We start from the raw sequence: 24,376 nt of genomic DNA, 5'->3' as shown, positions 1-24,376 counted from the left end.
TTAAATCACGCATATATATAAATTATGCTATATGCTAAAAAAACTAAAAATGGATTATAAAAAAACAATCAGATTAATTTTAAGCAATCGAAAATCAACAATTGCTAATCAAATCAATCAAATCAAACAACATATTAACGCAGGTGAATATAAAGAGGCATTAAAATCACACCCGATTTTTAATAAAACTTTAAATAAAAATCCATTTTTTCAATCTCTAAGTGACATCTATTTAAAAGAACCCTATTCTTTTACAGAAAATTTTAAAAAAGAGTATCGATGGATTACAAATATTTTAGAAAATCACTTGAAAGAAATTAATTCTTTTCTAAATTTAAAAAACAAATTTGAAGAACATATTGTTTTAGATGATTTTCAAAAAGCAAACTCTGTATTAAAAGATATTGAAGGTTTATTTGGAATTAGTTTATGGAGTATTGAGGCCAACTTGATAATTGAAGAAAAAGTTAATGGTTCTGAATCAAACTGGAACAAACTTTCTTATTATTTAAAAGAAATTAAAAATTCAATATATGAATTTACAATAAACTCAAGTAGTAAAAGAATTGAATCAAAACTCTCTTACGACAGCTATTTAAATCAATTTCAAAATGAAATTGACACAATTAATGCAGATGGTCTAATTAAAGATTTTTTCGTTTTCAAAAATTTTAATTTAGTTAATTATGATTATAAATATAAGAATCTTGAAAGTGTTTTATATGTATCAAACATATTTTCAATAATTGATCAGTATTTAATTTTAATTGATGTCATTCTTTATAATATCTCAATTTCAAATAATAATGACAAGTTGTTTTTTCCTTTCATTAATTTAGCAAAGGATAATTTATTTAATGATAACAGAATTAAAAATATTTACAACGTCATAAATGAAAAAGAACAACTATTAAAACTTGAAAAGAACAATGATGTTTTTAATAGTTTAAATTTATACTACTCTGGAAACTTTAAAGAAGCACTTGAAACATCAAAACAAGGAATTATATCATCTCCGTTAGAATTTGAAAATTATGAAGTATATTGTAAATCATTAATAAATCTAAAATTAGATTTTATTCCAATCAAACTTAGTACAACAACTGATAATATACTAAACTATACATTTGATTTATTAACTTTTAGAAAAGACAAAGAGGATAGTTGGAAAAAACTTCTTAAAGTTTCTCTTATGTTAATGAACACAAATTTTGGAAAACAAATTTTTGGACTACTCAACGAAACAGAAGGAAAGAGTGAAAAAAATCAAATTATTGGATTTTTATCTTCATCCTTTAATTCACACAAAAATTTAATTTTAACAGCTAACAGACCTTTAGTTAATAATAATTTTGAAGCTTTTTATTTTAATCATAGTTTTAAAGTGCAATCTTTTAAGCAAGGAAACAATGTTCAATTTGAAGAAAGTATTTCTACGTCAGAAATACAAAATACAATGATTAACGCAGTAAGAAGTTTTCAAAAAAGTAATTATCCTGAAGTAATCTCCTATTTAAAAAATGGAATAGATCTTAATTATTTATCTTATTATTATGAAAGAAAAATTAGCTTATTATATTACTCTTTTTTGAATTTAAAATTATTAAGTGAAGCTTTAGTTTTATTTGGAGAAATCTTTTTTAATAATTCAATAATAACTAGAAAATTAAATCAGGTTGAATTATATAATGTAATTAAAACAAGTAATAAAAAGAATGATTTTGTAAATTTAATTGAGTATCCAATCTTATTTTCTCTAATTATAAAAGAATATGACTTATATGAAGCTTATGATGATTTTATGTGTTCTTCTGATATTTATAGTATAGAAGAATTAGATTTTGATCATTTCATTGAAAAATTTTCTTTGGAAAAGGTTATCTATTTTTTAAATAATGTTGTAACGATAGACACTCTTAAATATTCAACAGAATATAACTCTATAAGTGATGTTGAAGAAGACAGGGTAAAAATACTAAATATATTAATTTCAATTGATTCGTCAAACAAACTAAATTATGAGAAAGAAATTAATGAGATTTATAGAATAAATTCTGTTAGAAAGGTTTTAAAAGAGGTAGACGAAGGAAGACTTTACATTGATGTTAGCAGTCTAAAAGAAATTCAAATTAAAAATTTTAATGATGAATTTAAAAGATTTAAAGAAATTGAAGCTTCTTCTACTGTACAAAATCTAATTGGATTTAATACATCTAATACTAAAAATTGGGAAAAAGCACTTACAGAAAAAAATGAAATTGAGGAAAAATACAATAGTGCAGATTATCTAGCTTTTAAAAGCATTTATTTAGAATCTAGAGAAAATTTCCTTTTTAGTAAAGAATATGGTCTAGACAGCTGTCTAAGTACCAGAATTAGACACGGAGCTTTAAAAAATCATATTAGAAGTGTATTTGAAAAATTAAATTTAATTACATCAAAATTCAATGAGAAATATAAAGATAATGAGAAATGGAAAAATCAACTTATACATCATCTTGATTTAAACAATACTGTACAACATTTATTGAAGCAATTTTCTAAGGAAATAGATGATTACTCCTCATTTATTGTTGAAATACTAATTCAAATTGGAACGGAAAAGAATTTTGACAAATCAAATGGATTATTTCAATATAACACAAATGACGAATTATTATATGAATTTTATTCTGAACACAAAAAATATTTTGATTCTGTTGATTCAACGATAGAAATCATATTAAATAATCTTGTTAATTACACTTTAATAAATTTGCAAAAAACAATTGTGAAGGCTTTTACCGTAATAATCCCAACGGAATTCCAAAAAATAATTGAAAACACAGCATGTCAATTAAGGAATTTGAATATTCCAAACGATTGTGAACTAATGACAAATTTATCAAAATCAAATACAGAAATACAGAATGAGCTAGAATACTTATCTGATTGGTTCTATTTAAATACAACTAGTTCATCTTCTTTATTAAGCATCGAAACTATAATTAATGCTAGTTTGAATTTAACTAATAGAATTAATCCTTTATTCAACTTAGAACCTAAAATTAATGTTCAGAATAATTTTGCGGGATACAGTAATTTAATTTTTGTATTTAATATAATGTTGAAAAATGTAATAGAACATTCAAGACTTAGTACTAATAAAATAAATTTAAAAATTAATTCATGTATTGATGACAATAGTGAGTATGTAATGATTGAATTCTCACATAATTTAAACACTAATTTTGATTATTCGGCAAATAAAAATAAACTTGAAGCAATAAAGAACAATTGGAACAATCATAACAACATTGAAAGATCGAATAAAGAAGGAGAAAGCGGATATGACAAAATAAAAAGGATCCTCTTATACGAAGCTTTAGCTAAAACTGATAAGTTTGAATACAGTTTAAGTAAAAGCACTATTACCATAACACTTTTTTTTCCATATAAAAAATCAATTAATCATGATGAATAAAGTTTTAATAATTGAAGATGACAAAGTAAAAATTGAAAGATTAACTAGTTATTTCAGTAATGAAGAGTTAACGGTTAAGGAATCATTTCAAGGAGGAGTATCCGAATTAAAAAGTAATTTAAAAAATTATGATTTTTTAATCTTAGATATGACAATACCACTTTGGGAAAAAGGTAATAATGATTTAGGTGGTAATTATGAACAGTTTGGCGGAGAAAAGATTCTAAGAGAAATGAAACGTAGAAAATTATTTCTACCAACTATTCTATTTACAATGTTTGATGTATTTCCAACCAAAGAAGGAAATATAACCTTTAATGAAATAAACATAATATTCAAGGAAGAGTTTTCTGATTTTTATTTTGGAGCTGTTTTTTACAATGCAAATGAGGATAATTGGCAGATAGATATGTCAAATTTAATTGCTAAAATAAAATCATGAATCATATAAGCATTCTAATAGTTGATGATGATTTAAATAAAATATCATCTATCATTACCACCATCAAAGAAGTTTTTAGCGAAACTTTATCAATTAGTCAGGCTTCATGTGTACAAGAAGCTATAGAAAATCTTCAAAAAAAAGAATTCCATCTATTAATTACTGACTTACAAATGCCTTTAAAATATGATGATGAACCAAATGACAATGGAGGAAAGTCCCTTATAAAGCAATTATACAAAAAAAGAAATAAAGTTAATGTCCCAATGTATATCGTTGGTTTGACTCAATTTGAAGATTTAAAAAATACTTATGATGGAGTTTGGAAAATTTGGCATTTTGATGCAAGTTCTGAGACATGGAAAAATAACTTAAGAGATTTAATCCATCATATCAGTTTAGTAAAATCAAGAGTTAAAACTGATAAAATTGAGACAATCTTTGTTGAAGGACCAACTGATAAAAAAATTATTGAATGTTGCTTTCATCATTTTTTTGAAGATCATATCCACAAAATTTATATAGACACAATAAATTATGGTGGAGGGGCTAGTTGGGTTGAAAGACAATTGTTTATTTGGGCAAAATCTCTATCTACAAAGTCTAATGAAGAAGTATATCTAAAAGCCGTTGGAATCTTTGATGATGATGTTGCCGGCAGATCGAGTATCGAAAATATCAAAGCCCAAATCGACATAAACTCAGCAGAATTTAAAACTTTTTCTATTATAAAAAATTGTTATAAATATTCAATTATTTTAAAATCTATTAAATCAAAAGGTATTTCTTTCCCGACTACTATTGAAGATTTAATTTCAATAGAGTGTTGGAAGTTGGCTAATGAAAAAGGCTGGTTAGCGCAAAGAGATTTAAATAAAATAGAAATAGATCATAAAATTCTTAACATCAAAAATGACGAATTGACCATAGATATATTGAAAGATAATAATTTTACTGATGATGAAATTTTGCAAATAACAAATAAAATAAATGACGATTACAAAAAACAATTTGGCACTATGGTCTGTGAGCTTGATAAGACTTTTTTACTATCAATCAAATATTTATTAATAGATGTACTTAAAAAATTAAAAATAAGCACAATCGCATAAGAGAAGTTTAGCTAGATTGGGATTTTAGTTGAAATATCCTTTTTTACTGTATTTTGGTTTTGCTAAAATTAAAAAGTAAACAAGTACCAATTATTTTTACTATCATCAATTACCCCTTTCTTTACTAAACAACTACATCTTTTGTACACCTCTCCCCTCTTAAACCCTTACAAATAAAGAAAAACAAGATATTGCATCGGGAAATAAATGATTATACAAGATTTAATCGGACGCTATTCCATTTCTGGAAGCAATCAAGACGAGAGTCAAGAAATAACCTATAAAGGTATTTTGAATTTATCTTTAGATGAAAATAACCGAATTATTGCTCAATGGCTTATTAACAATACCCAACAACAAGAGGGTTTTGGTTTCTTTAAAGACGATATTTTAGTCATTAATTTTAACTATAAAGGAGACAATAATAAAAAGTATAAAGGTGTCGCTGTTTACCGTTGTATAACTAAAGACATTCTAGAAGGTTTTTGGTCTGAGAAACACGGAAATCCACTCTATTTAGGGACTGAACATTGCTTAAGAATGGAAAGTACCGAAAGATTAAACTAATTCATTTAGTAATATAGGCTTTAAAGTAAGCTCTGATTGAAAAAGTATTCGCTTACATTTTAAAAGATATACTTTAAGAGTTTCAATAAAATGATCTCCATATAATTTTGCACTTAACTAAAATTATACGCTAAATTATCACTTCCACTCCGAAATCATAATCTATCGGAGTGAAGGTAATAAATGCAAATTTTATTTTAAGAGCGTGGTTTAGGCAAGTTTCTGTCATACATAATAATAGTTCCTGCTACGGCCACATTCAAGCTTTTTTCTGATTTAAATTTCACTAAATAATGACATTTATCCATTACTTTTCTGGATAATCCATGATCTTCTGCTCCCAATAAATATACACAGCGCCTTGGATGTTCAAAAGTTTCCAGGTCAGTAGCTTTCTCATCTAATTCAACACCAACCAATCGCGCTCCTTTAGGTAAGTTTTCAAAAAAAGCTTCAAAAGTATCATAATGAAAATAAGGAATTGCTTTCACCGCATCGTGAGTATCACAAGCTTGTTTGGCATATCGATTACCAATGGTAAATATAAAAGTAGCGCCCAAATTTTGAGCAGAGCGCCACAAAACACCCAAATTTTCAGGCGTTTTACCATTTTGTATTCCTATCCCAAAATATTCATTTATAAAGTTATCATTCATAAATGCAAAAGTACAAACTGTTACTAGAAAAATCAATTATTTATTGACATGTGACAAACACACTCTTTTGTATAATTAAAAAACTCCTGTTTTATTATTCCAAAGAAAACCACTGTTTAACATCGTCAGCAATTGTTCCCTGATTTACAATACTCTCGAACTCGTTGTTTGCTGAATTATATCTATAATCTTCCTGCCATTGTTTATACTGAAAAGTTATCTTTTGTATGGCATCACATATAAATAATAGTTCGTCGTTTGTCATTGTTGGATGTAAAGAAATACGAACCCAACCCGGTTTATTACTTAAATTTTTCTGAAGAAGCTCTGTTGTTATTTTTACTGATTTTTCTTCATCAATATCAAATAAATAGTGCGCATACGTACTTGCGCATGACCAACCGCCGCGAACCTGAATTCCGAAACGATCATTTAAAAGTCGGACAATTAAATTATAATGAATATTTTCAATAGTTAAAGAAACACAGCCAATTCGCTCTGTATTTAAATCGCCTAAAATAGAAAGTCCTTTTATTTTTTGAAGTTTTGAGTAGCAAAGATTTAATAATTCTCTTTCTCTGTTTTTCATATTTACGATGCCCATTTGTTTCTTCAATTCCAAACACAAGGCCGTTCTTATTACTTGCAGAAAACCCGGAGTTCCGCCATCTTCCTTTACTTCAATTGTATCATTATAATGATATTCACCCCACGGATTGGTACATTTTACATTTCCGCCACCAGGATTGTCCGGAAAGTTGGAATTGTATAGTTTTTCATTAAAAACTAAAACACCACAAGTCCCCGGTCCTCCCAAGAATTTATGAGGTGAAAAGAAAATTGCATCTAATCGTTCCTCAGGATCTTCAGGATGCATATCTATTGAAACGTAAGGCGCTGAAGCCGCAAAATCAACAAAACAAAAGCCTCCGTTTTGATGCATTACTTTAGCTAATTCATAATATGGCGTGATAATCCCTGTGACATTAGAACAAGCAGTAAATGAACCTATTTTTAAAGTTCGGTTTTTGTATTTTTGAAGTTCTGCTGACAATTTGTTTGGGTCAACCAAATTGTTTTCGTCAGCTGGTAAAATCACAACATCAGCAATGGTTTCATACCATGGAACCTGATTAGAATGATGTTCCATATGTGTGATAAAAACAACTGGTCTATCATCATCAAACTGCAGTTTTACATTGTAAATATTATCTTGAGAACGAAGTCCCATAATTCGTTGTAATTTTGATAAAGCCGCTGTCATTCCGGTTCCCGTAGTTACCAGGCAATCAGTATCATCAGCATTCACATACTTTTTAATTAATGCTCTCCCATGTTGGTAGGCATATGTAGAGGTTTTGCCTGTTTCGCTCGAAAACGAATGAGTATTCGCAATCATTGGGCCAATTTTATTGAGCATTATATCTTCGATCGGGAGATATAATCTTCCGCTGGCAATCCAATCAGCATACAGCATTTTTTGTTTTCCGTAAGCCGATTCGAAAGTATGATTAACGCCAATTGTATTCTCTCTAAATTTAGAAAAATACCGTTCTAATTTTGTCTCCGTTGTTTTTTCCATAATAGTTTCCATAGCTATATTTTTAAAACAATTATTTCTTGAAATTTTTGATTCCCGCATTCAACCAACTGTAATAAGCTGTTATATCGGGATTATATGCTGATGGTTCTGTCAGGTTTACGCTATTGTGATCTACAATTACGTAAAAAGGCTGTGCATTAGCTTTATACCTTTTAATTTGTAAATCACTCCATTTATTTCCAATTGTTTTGATTTTTTTACCTGTTGTTTCAGAAACATATTGTTCGTTTTCAGGAAGCTCTTTTTTATCATCTACATACAACGAAATCAAAATTACCTCATTTTTTAAAACATCTAAGACTTTAGAATCTGACCAAACCAATTCTTCCATTTTGCGACAATTCACACATGCGTAGCCTGTAAAGTCTAATAAAACCGGTTTCCCGCTTTTCTTTGCGAATTCCATTCCTTTATCATAATCATGAAAAGTAATGATGTTGTGCGGGCCAAACTCTGCTCCATCCGGCAAAACCGATTTTGTTTCACTAACAGTTTTAGAAGCACCAAATCCATCAGGCGATTCGCTGTATTGCATTGGAGGTGCAAATCCGCTGATTAACTTTAAAGGTGCACCCCAAAGTCCGGGGATCAGATAAATGGTAAAAGACAAAACGATTAATCCAAAACCTAATCTTCCAACTGAAATATGATTTAATGGGGAATCGTGCGGTAACGTAATTTTTCCGAATAAATAGAAAGCCAACGTTCCAAAAACAGCAATCCAAATCGTTAGAAATACTTCTCTTTCCAGCCAATGCAATTGCAAAACCAAATCAGCATTTGATAAAAATTTAAAAGCTAAAGCCAATTCTAAAAAGCCTAAAATAACTTTTACCGTATTCAACCATCCGCCAGATTTTGGCAAAGCATTCAGCCAACCCGGAAATGCAGCAAATAATGAAAAAGGCAAAGCAATAGCCGTCGAAAATCCTAACATTCCAACAATTGGTGCGATACCTCCTTTTGATGCTGCTTCGACTAATAATGTTCCTACAATTGGACCTGTACAAGAAAATGAAACGATAGCCAGAGCCAAAGCCATAAAGAAAATCCCGATTAATCCTCCTCTATCTGCTTGCGAATCGACTTTATTGGCCAATGCATTTGGCAACATAATTTCGAAAGCTCCTAAAAAAGAAACTGCAAAAACAACCAATAAAATAAAGAAAATCAAGTTGAACCAAACATTAGTAGATAACGCATTTAGGGAATCTGCACCAAAAACCGCCGTTACAATTGAACCTAATAAAACGTAAATAATAATGATTGAGAATCCGTAAATCAAAGCATTTCTGATTCCTGCAGCTTTTGTTTTACTCTGTTTGGTAAAATAGCTTACTGTCATTGGAATCATCGGAAAAACACAAGGCGTTAATAAAGCTGCAAAACCAGACAAAAAGGCAATAATAAAAATGCTTACCAAGCCTCTTGTATCCTTCTTTTTAACTGGATTAACAATTGCTGTTTCTACTTTTTCTGCTGTTTTAACTGACGCATTTTCTTCTACAAGTGCCAAATCTTCTTTAACCGTTGTTTCTTTTATAGAAGCTAACTTTTTCGAATTCGGTATTTTAAATGATAATTCTTCAGATGATGGCGGTAAACAATTACTGTCATCACAAACCATAAATTCAACTTCGGCAGCGATGTTGGTAATTTGATCTGAATTGAATTTTATTTTTTGTGTAAAAAGTGCTTTGTCTTCAAAATATTTAATTTTCATATTGAAGATTTTATCCACTACTTCATGGCCTTTTCCTTCAGTCGTTTTACCTATTATTTCAAAGTTCTTTTTAGAATTTTTAAACGAAAAGGCTGTAGCCGATGGCCCTCCTTCTTCAATATATTGCCCGTACAAATGCCAACCGGACTGAATCGCAGCTTCGGCTTTTAAGATATATTCTCTATCTGAAATTTTCTCTACAGAAGTTGTCCACTTTACCGGATTGTACATTTGTCCAAACATACTGAAACTCACAAGCAGTAGTAAGGTTATAATGATTTTTTTCATTGTTTTTTGGTTTTGATATTTTAAGTTTGATTAAAAAAAGAGCTGTTGGCAAACAGCTCTTTTACGGTCTTTCTTAGAAAATTGCTTACTAATTCGGTTTCTAATATTAAAAAATGAAAGACTACTATTAAAATTTATTTTTTCTGATTTTTTTTCAGGTTTCAGGTTTCAGGTTTCAGGTTTCAGGTTTCAGGTTTCAGGTTTGGATTGCGATAACTTTGTCACAGTCTTTAACTTTGACAAAGCATCACCACAATCTTGTCATTTCTCCCTTCGGTCGAAATGACAAAAAAACGTAGATTAATCTATTTTAAAGGATTACCATCTTTGTCTAATGAACCTGCTTTTACGATGATCATTTTATCTAACTGAACATATTTTTTGATGGCATCGTTTACTTGTTTCAACGTTACTTTTTCGATATCTTTTGGATATTGTTCAATATAACTTGGTTCTAAACCTCTTTCTATGAAACTCAAAATTGTTCTGGTCATACCATTTGTGGTGGCCATTCCTACTTTAAAACTTCCTATTAAATTGGTTTTCTTGTTTTCTAATTCTTCCAAAGTAATTCCATCATTAACCCATTTGTTTACCTGAACCATTGTTGCGTCTAATCCTTTTTGGAATAAATTTGGATTAAACGATGCATTTACCATCCAGTACCCGCCAGTGCTGATGTTTCCGCCAGTTCCTGATGATATATTGTATGTTAAACCGTCATTGTCTCGAACCGTTTGCATCAAACGTCCAGCAAAACCGGCACCCAAAGTGTAATTTCCGATGTAAAACGGAATATAATCGGCATCGGTTCTTTTTAATCCTGTATACTGTCCAATGAACAGTTCAGCACTTGGTTTTTCTGCAATTGTAATAACCTCTGTTTTGGCATTTGCTTTTACAGCTTCTTCAAACTTCATATTTTCGACTACTCCGCCGTTCCAATTTTTAAAATGCTTGTTTAATGAACCATTCAAATTTGCTCCTTCAGTATCTCCAACAATAACTAAATGCATCGAAGCTGGTCCAAAATATTTTTTATGAAACGCTTTAACTTCTTCCAAAGTAGCATTTTTAACATTGGTCAAATTTTCTTCAACACTTGGCGCATAATTGGGATTTGCTTTTGGATAAATGGCTTGTGTTAACGTGATACTTCCTCTTTCGCCAGGATCATTCAGGTTTTGCTGAATGCTTCCTGTAAATTGTTGTTTTAGATTTTCGAATTCTTTATTGTCAAACAATGGGGTTCTTATTTCTTCAGCCAATAAAGTGACTACCTGATCCAAATCTTTTTTCAGGCATTTAAAGCCAATGTTTATTTTGGTTGTAGAAGCATTTACATTAATGTTTACGCCTAATTTTTGTAGTTTTTCTGAGAACTTAAACTTATCGTTTAGTGTCGTTCCTTTTGACAACATGGAAGCTGTTAAGGATGGAATCGCCAGATTTTTATTTTCATTGGCATAATTTCCAAGTGAAATACTTGCCGCAACGGTTACAAAATCTTTAGCTGAAGTTTTAACAGAAACTACATCTATTCCTGCTACTTTTTCTCTTTTGTAAGCTGAAGCTGGTTTTTCGATTGCATTTTTATCTCCAATAGAAACTGTTTTTACTGCATTTTTTTGTTTCGATAAATGAACTTCAACACCTTCTTTAAAATCATGTCCGTCTTCTGGATGTCTGTAATAAAACGGTCCGTTATCCGGCATAAAATTCTGGGCTTGTGCAGATTCTTGACTTTGATTCCCATTTTGCTTCGGAATAAAATATCCGGTTGTGCTTTGATCGTCAACTAAATATTTTTTAGCCACGCGCAAAACATCTGCTGGTGTTACTTTTTTCAACCGGTCTACTCCCGTTATGTAGTCAGTCCAATCTCCAGATGCAATTGCCTCTGTCAACTCAGATGCAATTACACCAGAACCATCGCGCGCCAAAATAGTTTGCGCACTTATTTTGGCTACCACACGATTTACTTCCTCTTGCGTAACGCCATCTTTCTGAATTTTAGCAATAACCTCGCTAATTTTAGCATCAATATCTTCGTGTTTCGAAGTGGTTGGAAAACCTACTCCAATATTAAAAAGTCCAACTTCTTTGAAATTTGTTGCACTTGCATACGCGTAAATTCCCAAACGAGTGTCTACAAAAGTCTTGTTTAAAATCGCTGATGGACCTGATCCTATAATTTCTGCCAGAATATTCAAAGCAGGTAAATCTTCATTTAAAGCTCCCGGAATTTTATATGCTTTGTTTACGACACCCAATTCTCCAGGTTTTCTAACTACAATTTTTCGAGGCCCATATTGTTGTGGTTCCTCGGTGTAAGGTTGTGGCATTGCATTTGGCGCTTTTGTAATTTTGCCAAAATATTGTTCGATCAATTCAAAAACATTCTCTTTTTTGAAATCACCAATAATCGTCAAAGTTGCATTATCCGGCCGATAGTAAGTGTTGTAGAAATTACGCAAAACTTCAATTGGTGCTTTTTCAATATCCGATTTCCAACCAATTGTCGAATGATGATACGGATGTGCGATATACGCCGCCGCCCAAATTTCTTTATCTAATAAACTATTCGGGTCATTCTCTCCACGTTCAAATTCGTTGCGTACAACAGTCATTTCAGCATCTTTATCTTCTTTCAATAATAAAGAATTTCGCATTCTGTCCGCTTCAATTTGAAGTGCCAAAGCTATTTTATCACTCGGCAATGTTTCAAAATAATTGGTTCGGTCGTACCAGGTTGTAGCATTTAGTTGCGCTCCTGTATTTTGAAGAACATCTGTAATTGTTGTTCCGCTTTTTTTATTGAAAGTTGGAGTTCCTTTAAACATTAAATGTTCTAAAAGATGCGTTGATCCTGTGTTTCCTAAAACTTCATTTTTAGATCCTACACGATACACAATTTGCACAGTTACAACTGGCGAAGCATTGTCTTGCAAAAGTAAAACATTCATACCGTTGGGTTGGTACAAATACTCTTCGATACCACCTAATTCCTTGATTTTACTAAATTTTGCCGATTTATTTTGCGCTGAAATAAGCGTACAGAAAGCTAGTGAGCAATAGCCCACAAAGATGTATTTTTTCATTTTTTTGATATTTTTTTATAGTTTTCAATCGCAGTTTTCAGTCGTAGTTTACATTGAGACTGAAAACTGAGACTGAAACCCAGACTAAAAGACTTGTTCTAAGATTTACTAAAAATCTCTTTCAATTTAGTTTGAAGTGCTTCTTCTCTAAGATTTTTAGCTACGATTTTTCCATCAGGTCCAATTAAATAATTGGTTGGAACTAGTTTTACTCCGTATAAAACGGCAACATCATTTTTCCATCCTTTTAGGTCAGAAACGTGTGTCCAAGTTAAGCCGTCTTTTTCGATTGCTTTTTCCCACAGATTCTTTTTGTCGTCTAATGAGATTCCTAAAACTTCAAAACCTTTATCGTGATACGTTTTGTATGCCAGAACAACATTTGGATTTTCTTTTCTGCAAGGCCCACACCAGCTAGCCCAAAAATCAATTAAAACATATTTTCCTTTGTAATCAGATAATTTTACCTCTTTCCCGTTTACATCTGTCTGAGAAAATTCGGGAGCAGCAACACCAACAGCTGTTTTGTCATTAAGATCAATTGCTTCCTTTAGCTGTTTTCCATAAACTGATTTTTGTACTTCAGGAGACAAAACTGCATAATATGTTTTTACTTGTTCCGGCGTTCCGTATGATACAATTCGATCACTTATTACTAAGGCAGCAGCAGTTTTATCTTTATTTTTTCTAATAAACTTATCTGTTAAATCATCAGCAAAAGCTTGAAGATCTTTCCATTTCTTATCCATCATAGTTTGCTGCTCGGCCGTTAACTTCACTTTTCCGTTTTGACTTAACGAATCTGAAAATTTATAAACCGGACCTGCAATTGCCTGAATTTTTTTAAATTCATTATCATAATATGATTTGTAAATATCATTTTGTGTTGCTCCGCTTACTTTTGCTTTAAAAATGGAATCTTTTTTGGCTTCAACTTTAATGTTTTCATTATCTAAAAGAAAAGTTGCACCATATTCTTCTCCTTTTAATTTAATGGTATATAATAATGGTTCCGAAACTTTTCCTGTAAATGCAAAAACGCCGCCTTTTTGTATTTCTGCCGAATCAGCAATTTTTTTATCTCCTTTTTCATCTGTATTTTCCAGATAAACTGTTCCTTTATCTAATCCGGCAATTGTACCGTTGATTGTAAATCCTTCTTCTTTTTTAGAGCAGGAAGTAATGGTGCTTATAAGCGCTAACGCCAATAAACCTGATTTTAAGATTGTACTTTTCATGTTGATATTTTTTTAGTTCTATGTATTACTTTTTTTTAGTTTTCAGTTTTCAGTCGCAGTCTCATTTTTCGGTCTCAGTGAGCAGTGAAAATGTAAACTGTAAACTGACACTGTGACTGTAAACTGCCGCTAAAAACTGAAAACTACGATTTTAAAAGTTCCTTCAATTTTTCTTCTAGTGCAGCGCCTCTTAAATTATCGCTAATAATTACACCTTTACTATCAACTAAATATGTGGCTGGAATTGTTTTTACGTTGAATGCATTACTCACTTTATTGTCGTCTAAAAGATTATGCCATTGCATATTTTCCTGTCCTAAAGCTTTAAGCCATGCTTTTTCATCTTTATCAATTGAAATGCTTAAAATTTCAAATCCTTTATCTGAATAAGCTGTATAAGCTGTTTTTAAATTCGGAATTTCTTTACGACATGGCGCACACCATGATGCCCAAAAATCAATTAATATGTATTTTTTTCCTGCAACGATGTCTTTTACATTATAAGCTTTTCCGTCTTTGTCTTTTAATCCAAAATTTGCAACACTTGTTCCAATTAATGATTTCGGATTTAGATCTTTATCTACAACCTGACCGTAGTAACTTTTCTTAGCTGTTTCAGAAAATTGCTCATAAACCGGCTTTTTGTCTGGCGTAAAATAGCTATATTGAGTCAACATGAAAAATGGTCCCCACCAAGTGGCTTTATTTTTTGTGATTAAATCTTTTGTTGATTTTTCAACTTTAGCAAAAAAGGCTTTTTCTTTTGCTTCAAAACTTTTCCATTCCGGACTATTTCCAATAGAATCCATTAGTTTTTTGTTTCCCGCAACTCTTGCATTCGAATATGCTTTAGAAACTTCTTCAGTTCCTTTATGATATTCTACGTAATCTTTATTTAATTCTTCTCTAAAAGCGGTTTCTTTTTTATAGTAATCGTTCGATTTTGATCCTGAAATTACCTCATTTTTAAAATTGATTCTTCCATCTTCCTTATTTGAAACTTCTGCTTCAGCTGTTAATTTTATTTTAGAATTTTCTACTAAAACCGGGATGTAACCTTTGTTTTTTCCAAATTCAAGATAAAACAAACGAGGTTCATTTAATTTTCCTGTAAAGGCAAATTTGCCGTCTTTAATTGTTGTTTCGGCAACTGCAGACTCTGATGTATGTGTTGCTCCGGGAATTAATTTTATTGTTGTTCCGTCTTCGAGTCCTGTTATATTTCCTTCAAGATGATATGAAGTTGCGGCTTTAATTGCTGGCTTTTTCTTTTGCGCCTGACTGTTGTTGGAAAATGCAAATAAACAGATGCACAATCCTACTATTTTATATTTAATTGTATTCATTTTGAGATTGATATTTTAAGTAAAAGCTTCCCTTTCGGGTGTCCTAATCAGGAAGCTTTAAGGTTTTTATTTTGCAACATTTTGGGTTATGGTTCCGTTTCCTGGATTTTTTACAGCACCTTGAGGAAATGGCATTGTCCATAAATGAGAAGTAGATGACAAGTTGTAAGTCGTTCCGTTATCTACTTTTGAGAAACTAACTTTATAAACTCCTTCAGCATTTAAACGACGCGCGTCTGCGAAAGGAATAAGTGTTAAAATAAGTTCGTTATTCTTCGTTTTAAAAATAGCATTTAGAGCAACTGTCTTATCTGTAGTCACAATATCCTGATAAGAAGCTGGCTGAATACGCGTTTTACGTACTGCATTTAATGCGGTCAAAGCATCGCTAATTTGTCCTGCACGTGCCAGACATTCTGCTTTAATCAAATATATTTCGACAGTTGTAATTCCGCCATAATTAAACATACCGGACAAGGTTCTTCTGTAATACGTTTCAATACCAACGGTTCTGATTTTCCAACGTGATTTAAAACGAACATCTCCAGCTTCAAAACGTTGTGCACGTTCTACCGGAAGACTATATTCTACAGATAAATAGGTTCTTTCTCCATGACGGAACGTATAATTCTCAACATAGTCAAATCCCATTGGAGATGGTGTATTCGTATAAGAATTTGGGACATCAATTATGGCTTTGTTAGCAGTATAATAAGCATTCCAATCGTATAGTTTATTATTTTCGGTCAAAGCCAGATTTGCATATTTTAGAGCCTCAGTATAGTTGCTCATTTGCAAATAAACGCGTGAATAAAAAGCATAACCTGCTCCTAAATTAGGATGCAAAGCGGTTTGAGAAACTTTTGGCAAATAAGGTAATGCGTCTTTTACATCGTTTAAAATAAAATCATACAGTTCCTGAATGGTTACCTGCTTGCTAGGTGCATTAACATCGGCACTTGTAATTAAGGGCACTGATAGTTTTGTTGATGCTGTTGATGCATCATATGTATCTGCATAAAAATTAACCAGATTATAGTATGACATCGCACGTAAAATTTTTGCCTCGGCCCAAACTATTCTTTTTTGATCTTCGGTTGCTTCTGTTGTTGTTAAAGCATTTTCAATAATCAAATTGAAGGTTGAAATTCCTTGATACTGCCCGTAGTACATTCTTTCGTCTGACTGCTTTAATTCGATACGGTTAGCAGTTTCATCCCACATGTAATTAGCTTTTGTCAAACGCTCGGCTGCAAGGGTAGCTATATCGATAAATTTATCGTTAATCAGGGTTGAAGCTTGTGCAATATCTACACTTTGGTTTGAATACTCATCACGAAGAAATGCTTCATAATCTGCCAATGTTGTTGGAATTTTAGATCCCTTTGGTGCATCATCCAAATAGTCGTTGCAAGATGCAAAAGTCAATCCTAATGTTAATATGCAAAATGCCTTTATATATATATTTTTCATGGTATACTCTTTTTAAATTAGAAATTAATATTTACACCAAAAACTAAACTTGGAGATTGAAAGCCATTTAAAAGGTACTTAGCATCTCTACTTTTAGCAATTGTAAAAACATTTTCGGCATTTAGATTAAAACGTACATCCTGTAATTTTACTGTTTTTAAAACTGATGAAGGCAATCTATAAGCCAAGGAAACATTACTTAATCTAATATTTGAGGCATCCAAAATATTGATATCAGCATTACGATAAATATCGCGAGAGTCTGAAATATAATCTGCTTCGTATTCGTAAACCGCACGAGGTATATTAGTAAAAGCTTCGTCACCCGGTTTTTGCCAACGGTTCACAATGTTTTTATTAACCGTTGTAATATCTGTTACATAGGTACCTAATCCGCTAGAATAATTATTTTCTAACATTGGTAAAAATGTATTTCTAATTTTATGTCCTAACTCATAAATAAACAATGCCGAAAGTGAGAAATTCTTGTAGTTTACGGATGTATGAAATGATCCGCTGTGTGTTGGCACTGTCGAACCGTAATCGTTAATAGCATTCAAATCTGCCGGATTGTAAATTACTTTTTCGCCTTTTGCATTATAAACCTGAGGTAAACCTTTAGCATTTAAACCTGCCCATTTGTAACCGTAAATACTATTGTAATCGTTACCAACTCTAGGATATGCATATGGAACATCTAACTGTAGATAAGCTACTGGAGCTACTACCTTTACATAATCGACTTTGTTTTTGTTGTAAGCATATAAAACTGAGGCATCCCAAGAGAAAGAAGGTGTTTTAATGATTGTTCCTCTTAAAGTTGTTTCGATACCTTTATTGGTCATTTCTCCATTATTTATTTTATAGGTAGAATAACCAAACCCTTCTGTTGGAACTCCGTTACTATTTGATAATAAGTCCTGTCCTTTTTTGTTGTAAACATCAAAAGTTCCGCTCAATCTATTTTTGAAGAATGAAAAATCTACACCTATATTGGTTGTGGTTGTTTTTTCCCAAGACAATTCAGGATTCGGTCGTTGGTTAACATATCCTTGATTTCCTCCTACATTTTGGTTAGCATAATAAGTAGCTGTTAAATAAGGTGCGGCATCTTTGGCGACGTTTCCTCCAATACCATATGAAGCACGAAGTTTAAGTGAATTTATCCAGTCTACCGCAAAAAAAGATTCTTTATCAATATTCCATGCTGCTCCTGTAGACCATGTTGGTTTATTTTGATATTTATTGTCAGTTCCCCAAAGGTTCGAACGATCCCAACGCAAACTTCCTGTTAATGAATATCTTCTGTCGTATGTATAACCACCTGTTGAATAAAAAGAAACATAACGATTTACCAATTCACGATCTGCTGAAAAGTTATTACGATTCATAGAACCTCCAAAAACAGAACCGTAAACTTTTAATAAATCTACTTGATTTACTGGTGTATACGATAAAGTTTGCTCGTCCCAACCGTAACGTGTGTTATCTCCGTATTCTATTTTTGAATGACGGATTTCCATACCCGCAATGGCAGTTACTTCGTGTACATTATTAAAAGTCTGATCAAAATTCAATTGCTGACGGAAATTGTAAGCATTAGAAAATTGATTGGTTTCTTTTAAGATATCACCATAAGGTAAGTTGTAAACTGCTTTGTTATTGGCAATTGTTACTAAACTATTTACAGTGGCTCTAACATCATACGAATCTTTTTCTCTTATTAAACTGCCACGATCAACACCGTATTCGTATTGAAACATAGCATTATATGTAAGTGCTTTGTTGAATTTTACATTAAATTTTGCAAAAGTTCTGTTTAAGAAGTTTTTAGTTTCATTTATGTTACGTCCCAATTCATCCATTGGTGTAATATCCATGCTGTAAAGACCCAATGTCTGCATCGATTGAAGCGTAAAATTATTGTATCGAGATGCAGCTGTAGAAGTAAAATTTGATCCATCATTATTTACTAATTGATTGTACATCTGAGATTTAAATTGTGGTCTAAAAGCATTATAAGTTTGTGTATCGCTCTCTCCATAATTAATATAAGTACCTAAATCTAAAGACAGCCAGCTTGTAATATCTGTCGAGTTTTTTAAATTGATTCCAACCGATTGGTTATCCGAATAACGGTCTTCAAATTTATTTCCTTTGTAAGTCAGCGAAGCATTAAACGTATTTGATTCGGTTGCTTTCCCTAAACTTACGTTATGCTGAATAAAATATTGATCACGTTTTGCATATTTGGCAATGTCATCATAATATCTGTATCCTTGAGAACCAAGCTGATTTAAACGATTATTCATCTCTGTTTGGGAGATATTTCCCGCATAACCATTTAACAGGGTTTGCATTCCCTGACTTGTAAATATAGCATTGCTTAATAATGATTTTGCATAAGTACTAGCATTTGCTCCTTTTAAACTTGGGTTTGCATCTGCCCATCCTTTTTCCAAACCAATAATATCGCCTGCATCTGTAAGATTTCCGGTGTAATTTCTATATGGAGTTACGGTTAAATTACTTGAAAACGAAATATTTGTTTTTCCGGCTTTGGCTTTTTTAGTTGTAATTACAACAACACCATTTGCTGCACGTGAACCATAAATAGACGACGCTGCCGCATCTTTTAAAACTGTAATCGTTTCAATATCTTCTAAGTTCAAGTTTGGAAGGTTTTCCTCTAATCTAAAAAACTCAGTAAATTTTGTGTTTTCGATTGGGAAACCATCAATTACATAAAGTGGAGTTGTTAAACCATTCATAGAAGTTTGACCACGAATTTTACCATCCTGATATCCTACAATACGTCCTTCTAATATTTTATCCAAACTGCTTAAACGCTGTTCCTGAAAATCTTTCGCTTTCAAATTAGAGAACGATCCTGTTGCCTGTTCTGATGAAATATTTTGATATCCTGTAGTCAATACTACACCACCCAATTCAACTGTATCTTCTTTTAGAACAACATTAATAACGCTTTTACCGGCTACTTTTATTTCTTGTCTAACAAATCCTAAATAAGCAAAAGCTAAAGTAGTTTCTTTACTAACGGCTATAATCTGATATTCACCATTAAAATCAGTTTGTACGCCTCTGCCTGAACCATTGTCTGAAACCGCAGCACCTACTAAAGGATTGCCTTTTTCGTCAGTCACTTTTCCTTTTACAATAAAATCTTCTGCCACTTTTTGCAGTACAACAGGTTTTTCTGCAGGAGCTTTTTTAGGTGTTAGAATAATATGAGATCCTGAAATTTTAAAATCAGTACCTGAATTAGCAAAGATTGTATTTAAAATCGTTTCAATAGAAACATCATTGAGTTTGATGTCAATTTTTCGATCTAAATCAACCGATCGCACATTATAAACAAATCTATAATTACTGGTATATTCAATCTTTTCAATTATTTTTCCAACGGTCAAGTCGCTGGCATTAAATGACATTTTTGCTTTTTGAGAATAGGTTACTCCCGCTTGCATCACTGTCAAAGTGGTCAATAAAAATAATGTAGTCAATTTCATTTTCAAATCAAATTTCAAAAAAGGCTTGTCGAACCTGATTTTGTTCAATAGTTTTTTCATACTTTTAAATGTTTTTAATTGTGGTTGGTTAGTTTACCGATCGCATTTTATCCTACCGGGAAATGTTGGCGCATTTTCCGGTTTTTTTCTAAATAACGATCTATTTTTTCTAGACGTTTTGTTACATAGGCATTTATTTATATTAGATTATTGCTTTATATTTTAGATTCCTAACATCCAAAATCTTTCTTCTATTATCTTTCTTCTATTATCTTTCTTCTTTACTTAATCGTTATCTGATCTTCATCGATCTTATAATCAATGGCATAACTATCGCTAAAATATTTCAGTACTACTTCAATAGGTTCATTATCAAAACGGGCATTGAAAATTTCTTTTCCCAGTTTTTTATTTTTGTTGATAAAAGTGACATTATAATGGCGTTCTAATTTTTTAATAATCGATTCAAAAGAAGCATTTTTAAACACTAAACTTCCTTTTACCCAAGCTGTATAATAATCTGTATTGACACTTTCAGTCGTAATTTTCTGCTGTCCGCGTGTGTTCGAACCTTTTATTCCCGGAGTTAAATACACCTGATTTTCGGTTGTTTTTTTGTCTTTATAAAGCGAAACTTTTCCTTCAACCAAAACAATATCAGTACTTATATCTTCTGTATACGAATTCACATTGAACTTAGTTCCCAAAACTTCAACATTAACCTCTTGTGTATTTACCGTAAACGGATGCGCTTTGTCTTTTGATACTTCAAAAAAAGCTTCACCGGTTAAATAAACTTGTCGGCTTTGATTCTTTAAGAACTGAACCGGATATCGTAATGAAGTTCCCGAATTCAAATAAACTACTGTTCCATCAGACAACTGAACTTCGAACTTTTTACCGTACGGAATTTTTAATGTATTATAAACCAGTTTTCCTTCTGAATAAGCATTAGAATATACTAATCTGTTTTTTTCCTGTTTCCCAATTATTTTTCCATCTTTATCTGTTAAATTTTTAGATTCAGATGTATCGATTGTTTCTGCCGATTCATTGTTTAACTGAAGTACAATTTCATCTTGTCTCGGAACCACGACATTTCCTTTAGAATGAAAAAAATTTGAATTCTTATAAAAATAAAAACTGCCTAATGCTACAATCAAAATAGCAGCATATTTATAATACGATGAGAATCTTCTTTTCTGAAAAACATTATTCTCTTTCTGAATTCTGTCTGATAATTGTTTTCTTACTTCAGTCGAATCAAAAGTATTCATGACAGTATCTATTGCATAATTGGTTTTTACAAAATCCTCAAATACAATTTTATTCTCCTCTTTTTTAAGCCATTCCGTCAACGTTTCTATTTCGTCCTGACTGGCTTGATTCGTGATGAATTTCACGATTAATCGCTCTGACTTTTTCACTGTCATTTTACTCTTTTTAAATATTATTACGAAGCTAAAAAACAAAACCCTAACAATTTGATAATTTTTTTTTCATTTTAGTGATTTTTTTATTATTTGAAGTCCTTTTCTTTCAATATAAAATTCCAAAAACACTACTAGTTATATAGAATTAATAAACTTTTTAATATACCTTTGCATTTTCAAGTAGTTTTTTATTTGTAATAAAATTCAATAGAAAATAGAAAAAGAAGAGGTTTTTAGCAAAAAAACTAGCCATTTGAGTCGTAAAAATTATAAATTTATATATTTGTTTCTATGAAAAGCGAAGATTATAACGATAACGATATATTAATTGAATCTCTAAAAAACGGAGATGAGAAAGCGTATACTTATTTGATCGACACCTATCATCACAAGCTTTGTGTTTATGCTAACAGTCTGGTAAAGAATGTTTATAGTGCCGAAGATATTGTGCAAAATGTATTTATAAAAGTTTGGGAACAACGAACTCGCTTAAAAACAAATCATGCAATTAAGAGCTTTCTTTATAAATTAGTTTATAATGAGTTTATTGATTTGTATCGAAAAAATCAATCTTTATTTTCATTAGAAAAATCATATTACGACGCGTTAAATTCAATTGTATTGGAAGATGATTCTGAATCTTTTCAGCGCGTTATCAATGTTGTTAATAAAGAAATTCAGAATCTGCCTCCAAAATGCAAGGAAGTTTTCATTTTGAGTAAAAAAGAGGGTTTAACTAATATTGAAATTGCAGAACATCTTGATGTTTCAATTAAAGCCGTTGAAGCTCAAATAACCAAAGCATTCTCGATTTTACGCTCTTCGCTTGACGAAAAAATAAAGAGCTTCTTATTTTTGTTGCTTGGAATAAAGAAAAATTTGCGTTTAAATTCTTAAGAGAGTTTTAGCTATTTTATCTAAAAAGATTTCATATTTCACTGTGAAATTTGCTCTTTCTTGTGTAGACGTGATTATAGATACTAGTAAAGCAAATAAACTTCGTTTTTCCATTAATTGGTTTCGTTAATTTCAAAAAAATTAAGCCGTAACTATCCGTTAAAAGCACAATTAAAACAAAAGATATTTGAACAATCTTAAAACATTCATATTCACTTTTATTTTGGATGTTTTTTATGTTTTATAAATATCGCACCAATAGATCTGCAAAATATTGCAAACAAAAAACCTCTCTTACAACATAAAAGCCTTAATTTTATAAGCCTTCATTCTTACGGTCTGTTATTTCGCTATTGCTCTGCATCTTGTATAAATTGAAAAATGTGCAACATGGCAAAACAATTTAAAATAAAACAGAGAAATACTATTTCTTTAAAAATCAAACAATTATTTTTTTCTTAATCTAGGTTAACCATTAGACTTCTACACCTTCTGTAAGTTTGTAAAAGAAATCTAACAACAACGATCAAATCAAAATCGGGTTTAATCATCATTCTAATTTCAAATATTTATCACTAGCATTTATTAATCTAAAACCATAAAAAAATGAGCACATTTAAAGTACAAGACGGAACAGAAATTTTTTACAAAGATTGGGGAACAGGTCAGCCAATTGTTTTTCACCACGGATGGCCATTGTCTAGTGATGACTGGGATGCGCAAATGATGTTTTTCTTACAACAAGGATACAGAGTTATCGCACATGATCGTCGCGGACACGGTCGTTCAGGACAAAGTTCAGAAGGAAATAATATGGAAACGTATGCATCAGACATCGCTGAATTAGCTGCTGCTCTAGATTTAAAGAATGCTATTCACGTAGGTCACTCAACTGGTGGCGGCGAAGTAATTCGCTACGCAGCAAAATACGGAAAAGGACGTGTTGCAAAAGCAGTAATTATAAGTGCCGTAACGCCTATTATGATTCAAAGCGAAACAAATCCCGAAGGTGTGCCACTTTCTGTTTTTGATGAAATTAGACAAGGAACCGGATTTAACAGAGCGCAATACTTTTATGATTTTCCGATCCCATTTTATGGATGGAACCGCGAAGGAAAAACGATTCAGGAAGGAATAAAGCACAATTGGTGGCGTCAGGGAATGATGGGGTCTGTTCTAGCTCATTATGAAGGTATAAAAGCTTTCTCTGAATCTGATTTTACTGAAGATCTTAAAAGTTTAGATATTCCTGTTCTTGTACTTCATGGTGAAGATGATCAAATTGTTCCTTATAACCAAGCACCAAGAGCTGCTAAACTTTTGAAAAATGGAAAACTAATATCGTATCCAGGATTTCCTCACGGAATGCCGACTACAGAGGCTGAAACAATCAATAATGATATTTTGGATTTTATTAAATCGTAAGCACACATTTTTTCAAAAATAATCAAAACTGCCTTTAATTGCTCGCTTTTACAGGCAGTTTAAAAAGTATTAAATGCAA

At 31.5% G+C, this 24,376-nt stretch carries 15 protein-coding genes; 6 read left to right on the top strand and 9 right to left on the bottom strand.

Annotation, left to right across the window (positions count from 1 at the left end):
- Window positions 1–49 precede the first annotated feature (49 nt).
- From ACHRVZ_RS13175 to ACHRVZ_RS13160, 4 genes are all read left to right on the top strand, one after another.
- Complete coding sequence (locus tag ACHRVZ_RS13175) at window positions 50–3,463, top strand: hypothetical protein (protein WP_395423032.1); 3,414 nt, start codon at window positions 50–52, stop codon at window positions 3,461–3,463.
- On the top strand, window positions 3,453–3,905 hold the full coding sequence (locus ACHRVZ_RS13170) for a hypothetical protein (RefSeq protein ID WP_395423030.1): 453 nt from the start codon (window positions 3,453–3,455) through the stop codon (window positions 3,903–3,905). The genes ACHRVZ_RS13175 and ACHRVZ_RS13170 overlap by 11 nt, the downstream gene beginning before the upstream one ends.
- Window positions 3,902–5,017 carry a hypothetical protein gene (locus ACHRVZ_RS13165; RefSeq protein WP_395423028.1) on the top strand — a complete coding sequence of 372 codons (1,116 nt, stop codon included), beginning with the start codon at window positions 3,902–3,904 and terminating at the stop codon, window positions 5,015–5,017. The genes ACHRVZ_RS13170 and ACHRVZ_RS13165 overlap by 4 nt, the downstream gene beginning before the upstream one ends.
- Window positions 5,018–5,224: 207 nt before the next feature.
- Complete coding sequence (locus tag ACHRVZ_RS13160) at window positions 5,225–5,584, top strand: hypothetical protein (protein WP_395423026.1); 360 nt, start codon at window positions 5,225–5,227, stop codon at window positions 5,582–5,584.
- Window positions 5,585–5,781: 197 nt separating this feature from the next.
- On the opposite strand, the gene ACHRVZ_RS13155 is transcribed toward ACHRVZ_RS13160, so the two are convergent.
- The 9 genes from ACHRVZ_RS13155 to ACHRVZ_RS13115 form a co-directional block, all read right to left on the bottom strand.
- Complete coding sequence (locus tag ACHRVZ_RS13155) at window positions 5,782–6,240, bottom strand: RNA methyltransferase (protein WP_395423025.1); 459 nt, start codon at window positions 6,238–6,240, stop codon at window positions 5,782–5,784.
- A gap of 94 nt (window positions 6,241–6,334) precedes the next feature.
- Window positions 6,335–7,834 carry an aminotransferase class V-fold PLP-dependent enzyme gene (locus tag ACHRVZ_RS13150; protein WP_395423024.1) on the bottom strand — a complete coding sequence of 500 codons (1,500 nt, stop codon included), beginning with the start codon at window positions 7,832–7,834 and terminating at the stop codon, window positions 6,335–6,337.
- A 19-nt stretch (window positions 7,835–7,853) separates the two neighbouring features.
- Complete coding sequence (locus ACHRVZ_RS13145) at window positions 7,854–9,854, bottom strand: cytochrome c biogenesis protein CcdA (protein WP_395423023.1); 2,001 nt, start codon at window positions 9,852–9,854, stop codon at window positions 7,854–7,856.
- 305 nt (window positions 9,855–10,159) lie between these two features.
- Window positions 10,160–12,955: a M16 family metallopeptidase gene (locus ACHRVZ_RS13140; protein WP_395423022.1), complete on the bottom strand. Its 2,796-nt coding sequence runs from the start codon at window positions 12,953–12,955 to the stop codon at window positions 10,160–10,162.
- A 98-nt stretch (window positions 12,956–13,053) separates the two neighbouring features.
- Window positions 13,054–14,193, bottom strand: a complete 1,140-nt coding sequence (locus ACHRVZ_RS13135; RefSeq protein ID WP_395423021.1) for a redoxin domain-containing protein — start codon at window positions 14,191–14,193, stop codon at window positions 13,054–13,056.
- Between the two features lie 143 nt (window positions 14,194–14,336).
- Window positions 14,337–15,539 carry a redoxin domain-containing protein gene (locus ACHRVZ_RS13130; RefSeq protein ID WP_395423020.1) on the bottom strand — a complete coding sequence of 401 codons (1,203 nt, stop codon included), beginning with the start codon at window positions 15,537–15,539 and terminating at the stop codon, window positions 14,337–14,339.
- 66 nt (window positions 15,540–15,605) lie between these two features.
- Entirely contained in the window at window positions 15,606–17,012 is a 1,407-nt protein-coding gene (locus ACHRVZ_RS13125; RefSeq protein ID WP_395423019.1) for a RagB/SusD family nutrient uptake outer membrane protein, read from the bottom strand.
- Window positions 17,013–17,029: 17 nt separating this feature from the next.
- Window positions 17,030–20,602: a SusC/RagA family TonB-linked outer membrane protein gene (locus ACHRVZ_RS13120; protein ID WP_395423018.1), complete on the bottom strand. Its 3,573-nt coding sequence runs from the start codon at window positions 20,600–20,602 to the stop codon at window positions 17,030–17,032.
- 221 nt (window positions 20,603–20,823) lie between these two features.
- Entirely contained in the window at window positions 20,824–21,975 is a 1,152-nt protein-coding gene (locus ACHRVZ_RS13115) for a FecR family protein (protein ID WP_395423017.1), read from the bottom strand.
- 291 nt (window positions 21,976–22,266) lie between these two features.
- Here ACHRVZ_RS13115 and ACHRVZ_RS13110 point away from each other — a divergent pair, with 291 nt between their 5' ends.
- Both ACHRVZ_RS13110 and ACHRVZ_RS13105 read left to right on the top strand, forming a co-directional pair.
- Window positions 22,267–22,872 carry an RNA polymerase sigma factor gene (locus ACHRVZ_RS13110; protein ID WP_395423015.1) on the top strand — a complete coding sequence of 202 codons (606 nt, stop codon included), beginning with the start codon at window positions 22,267–22,269 and terminating at the stop codon, window positions 22,870–22,872.
- 606 nt (window positions 22,873–23,478) lie between these two features.
- Window positions 23,479–24,297, top strand: coding sequence for an alpha/beta fold hydrolase (locus tag ACHRVZ_RS13105; protein ID WP_395423014.1), 819 nt, complete (start codon window positions 23,479–23,481; stop codon window positions 24,295–24,297).
- Window positions 24,298–24,376: the final 79 nt, after the last annotated feature.

The organism is Flavobacterium sp. FlaQc-57, from assembly GCF_044007395.1.
Lineage (GTDB): Bacteria > Bacteroidota > Bacteroidia > Flavobacteriales > Flavobacteriaceae > Flavobacterium.
Note: the sequence above shows the minus strand (reverse complement) of the source record. Positions and strands in the feature narration are given on the sequence as shown.

Coding starts and splice junctions, on each gene's coding strand:
- ACHRVZ_RS13155 (WP_395423025.1), bottom strand. CDS start 6,240: ATGAATGATAACTTTATAAATGAATATTTTGGGATAGGAATACAAAAT.
- ACHRVZ_RS13175 (WP_395423032.1), top strand. CDS start 50: ATGGATTATAAAAAAACAATCAGATTAATTTTAAGCAATCGAAAATCA.
- ACHRVZ_RS13140 (WP_395423022.1), bottom strand. CDS start 12,955: ATGAAAAAATACATCTTTGTGGGCTATTGCTCACTAGCTTTCTGTACG.
- ACHRVZ_RS13170 (WP_395423030.1), top strand. CDS start 3,453: ATGATGAATAAAGTTTTAATAATTGAAGATGACAAAGTAAAAATTGAA.
- ACHRVZ_RS13110 (WP_395423015.1), top strand. CDS start 22,267: ATGAAAAGCGAAGATTATAACGATAACGATATATTAATTGAATCTCTA.
- ACHRVZ_RS13145 (WP_395423023.1), bottom strand. CDS start 9,854: ATGAAAAAAATCATTATAACCTTACTACTGCTTGTGAGTTTCAGTATG.
- ACHRVZ_RS13150 (WP_395423024.1), bottom strand. CDS start 7,834: ATGGAAACTATTATGGAAAAAACAACGGAGACAAAATTAGAACGGTAT.
- ACHRVZ_RS13130 (WP_395423020.1), bottom strand. CDS start 15,539: ATGAATACAATTAAATATAAAATAGTAGGATTGTGCATCTGTTTATTT.
- ACHRVZ_RS13160 (WP_395423026.1), top strand. CDS start 5,225: ATGATTATACAAGATTTAATCGGACGCTATTCCATTTCTGGAAGCAAT.
- ACHRVZ_RS13165 (WP_395423028.1), top strand. CDS start 3,902: ATGAATCATATAAGCATTCTAATAGTTGATGATGATTTAAATAAAATA.
- ACHRVZ_RS13125 (WP_395423019.1), bottom strand. CDS start 17,012: ATGAAAAATATATATATAAAGGCATTTTGCATATTAACATTAGGATTG.
- ACHRVZ_RS13135 (WP_395423021.1), bottom strand. CDS start 14,193: ATGAAAAGTACAATCTTAAAATCAGGTTTATTGGCGTTAGCGCTTATA.
- ACHRVZ_RS13105 (WP_395423014.1), top strand. CDS start 23,479: ATGAGCACATTTAAAGTACAAGACGGAACAGAAATTTTTTACAAAGAT.
- ACHRVZ_RS13120 (WP_395423018.1), bottom strand. CDS start 20,602: ATGAAAAAACTATTGAACAAAATCAGGTTCGACAAGCCTTTTTTGAAA.
- ACHRVZ_RS13115 (WP_395423017.1), bottom strand. CDS start 21,975: ATGACAGTGAAAAAGTCAGAGCGATTAATCGTGAAATTCATCACGAAT.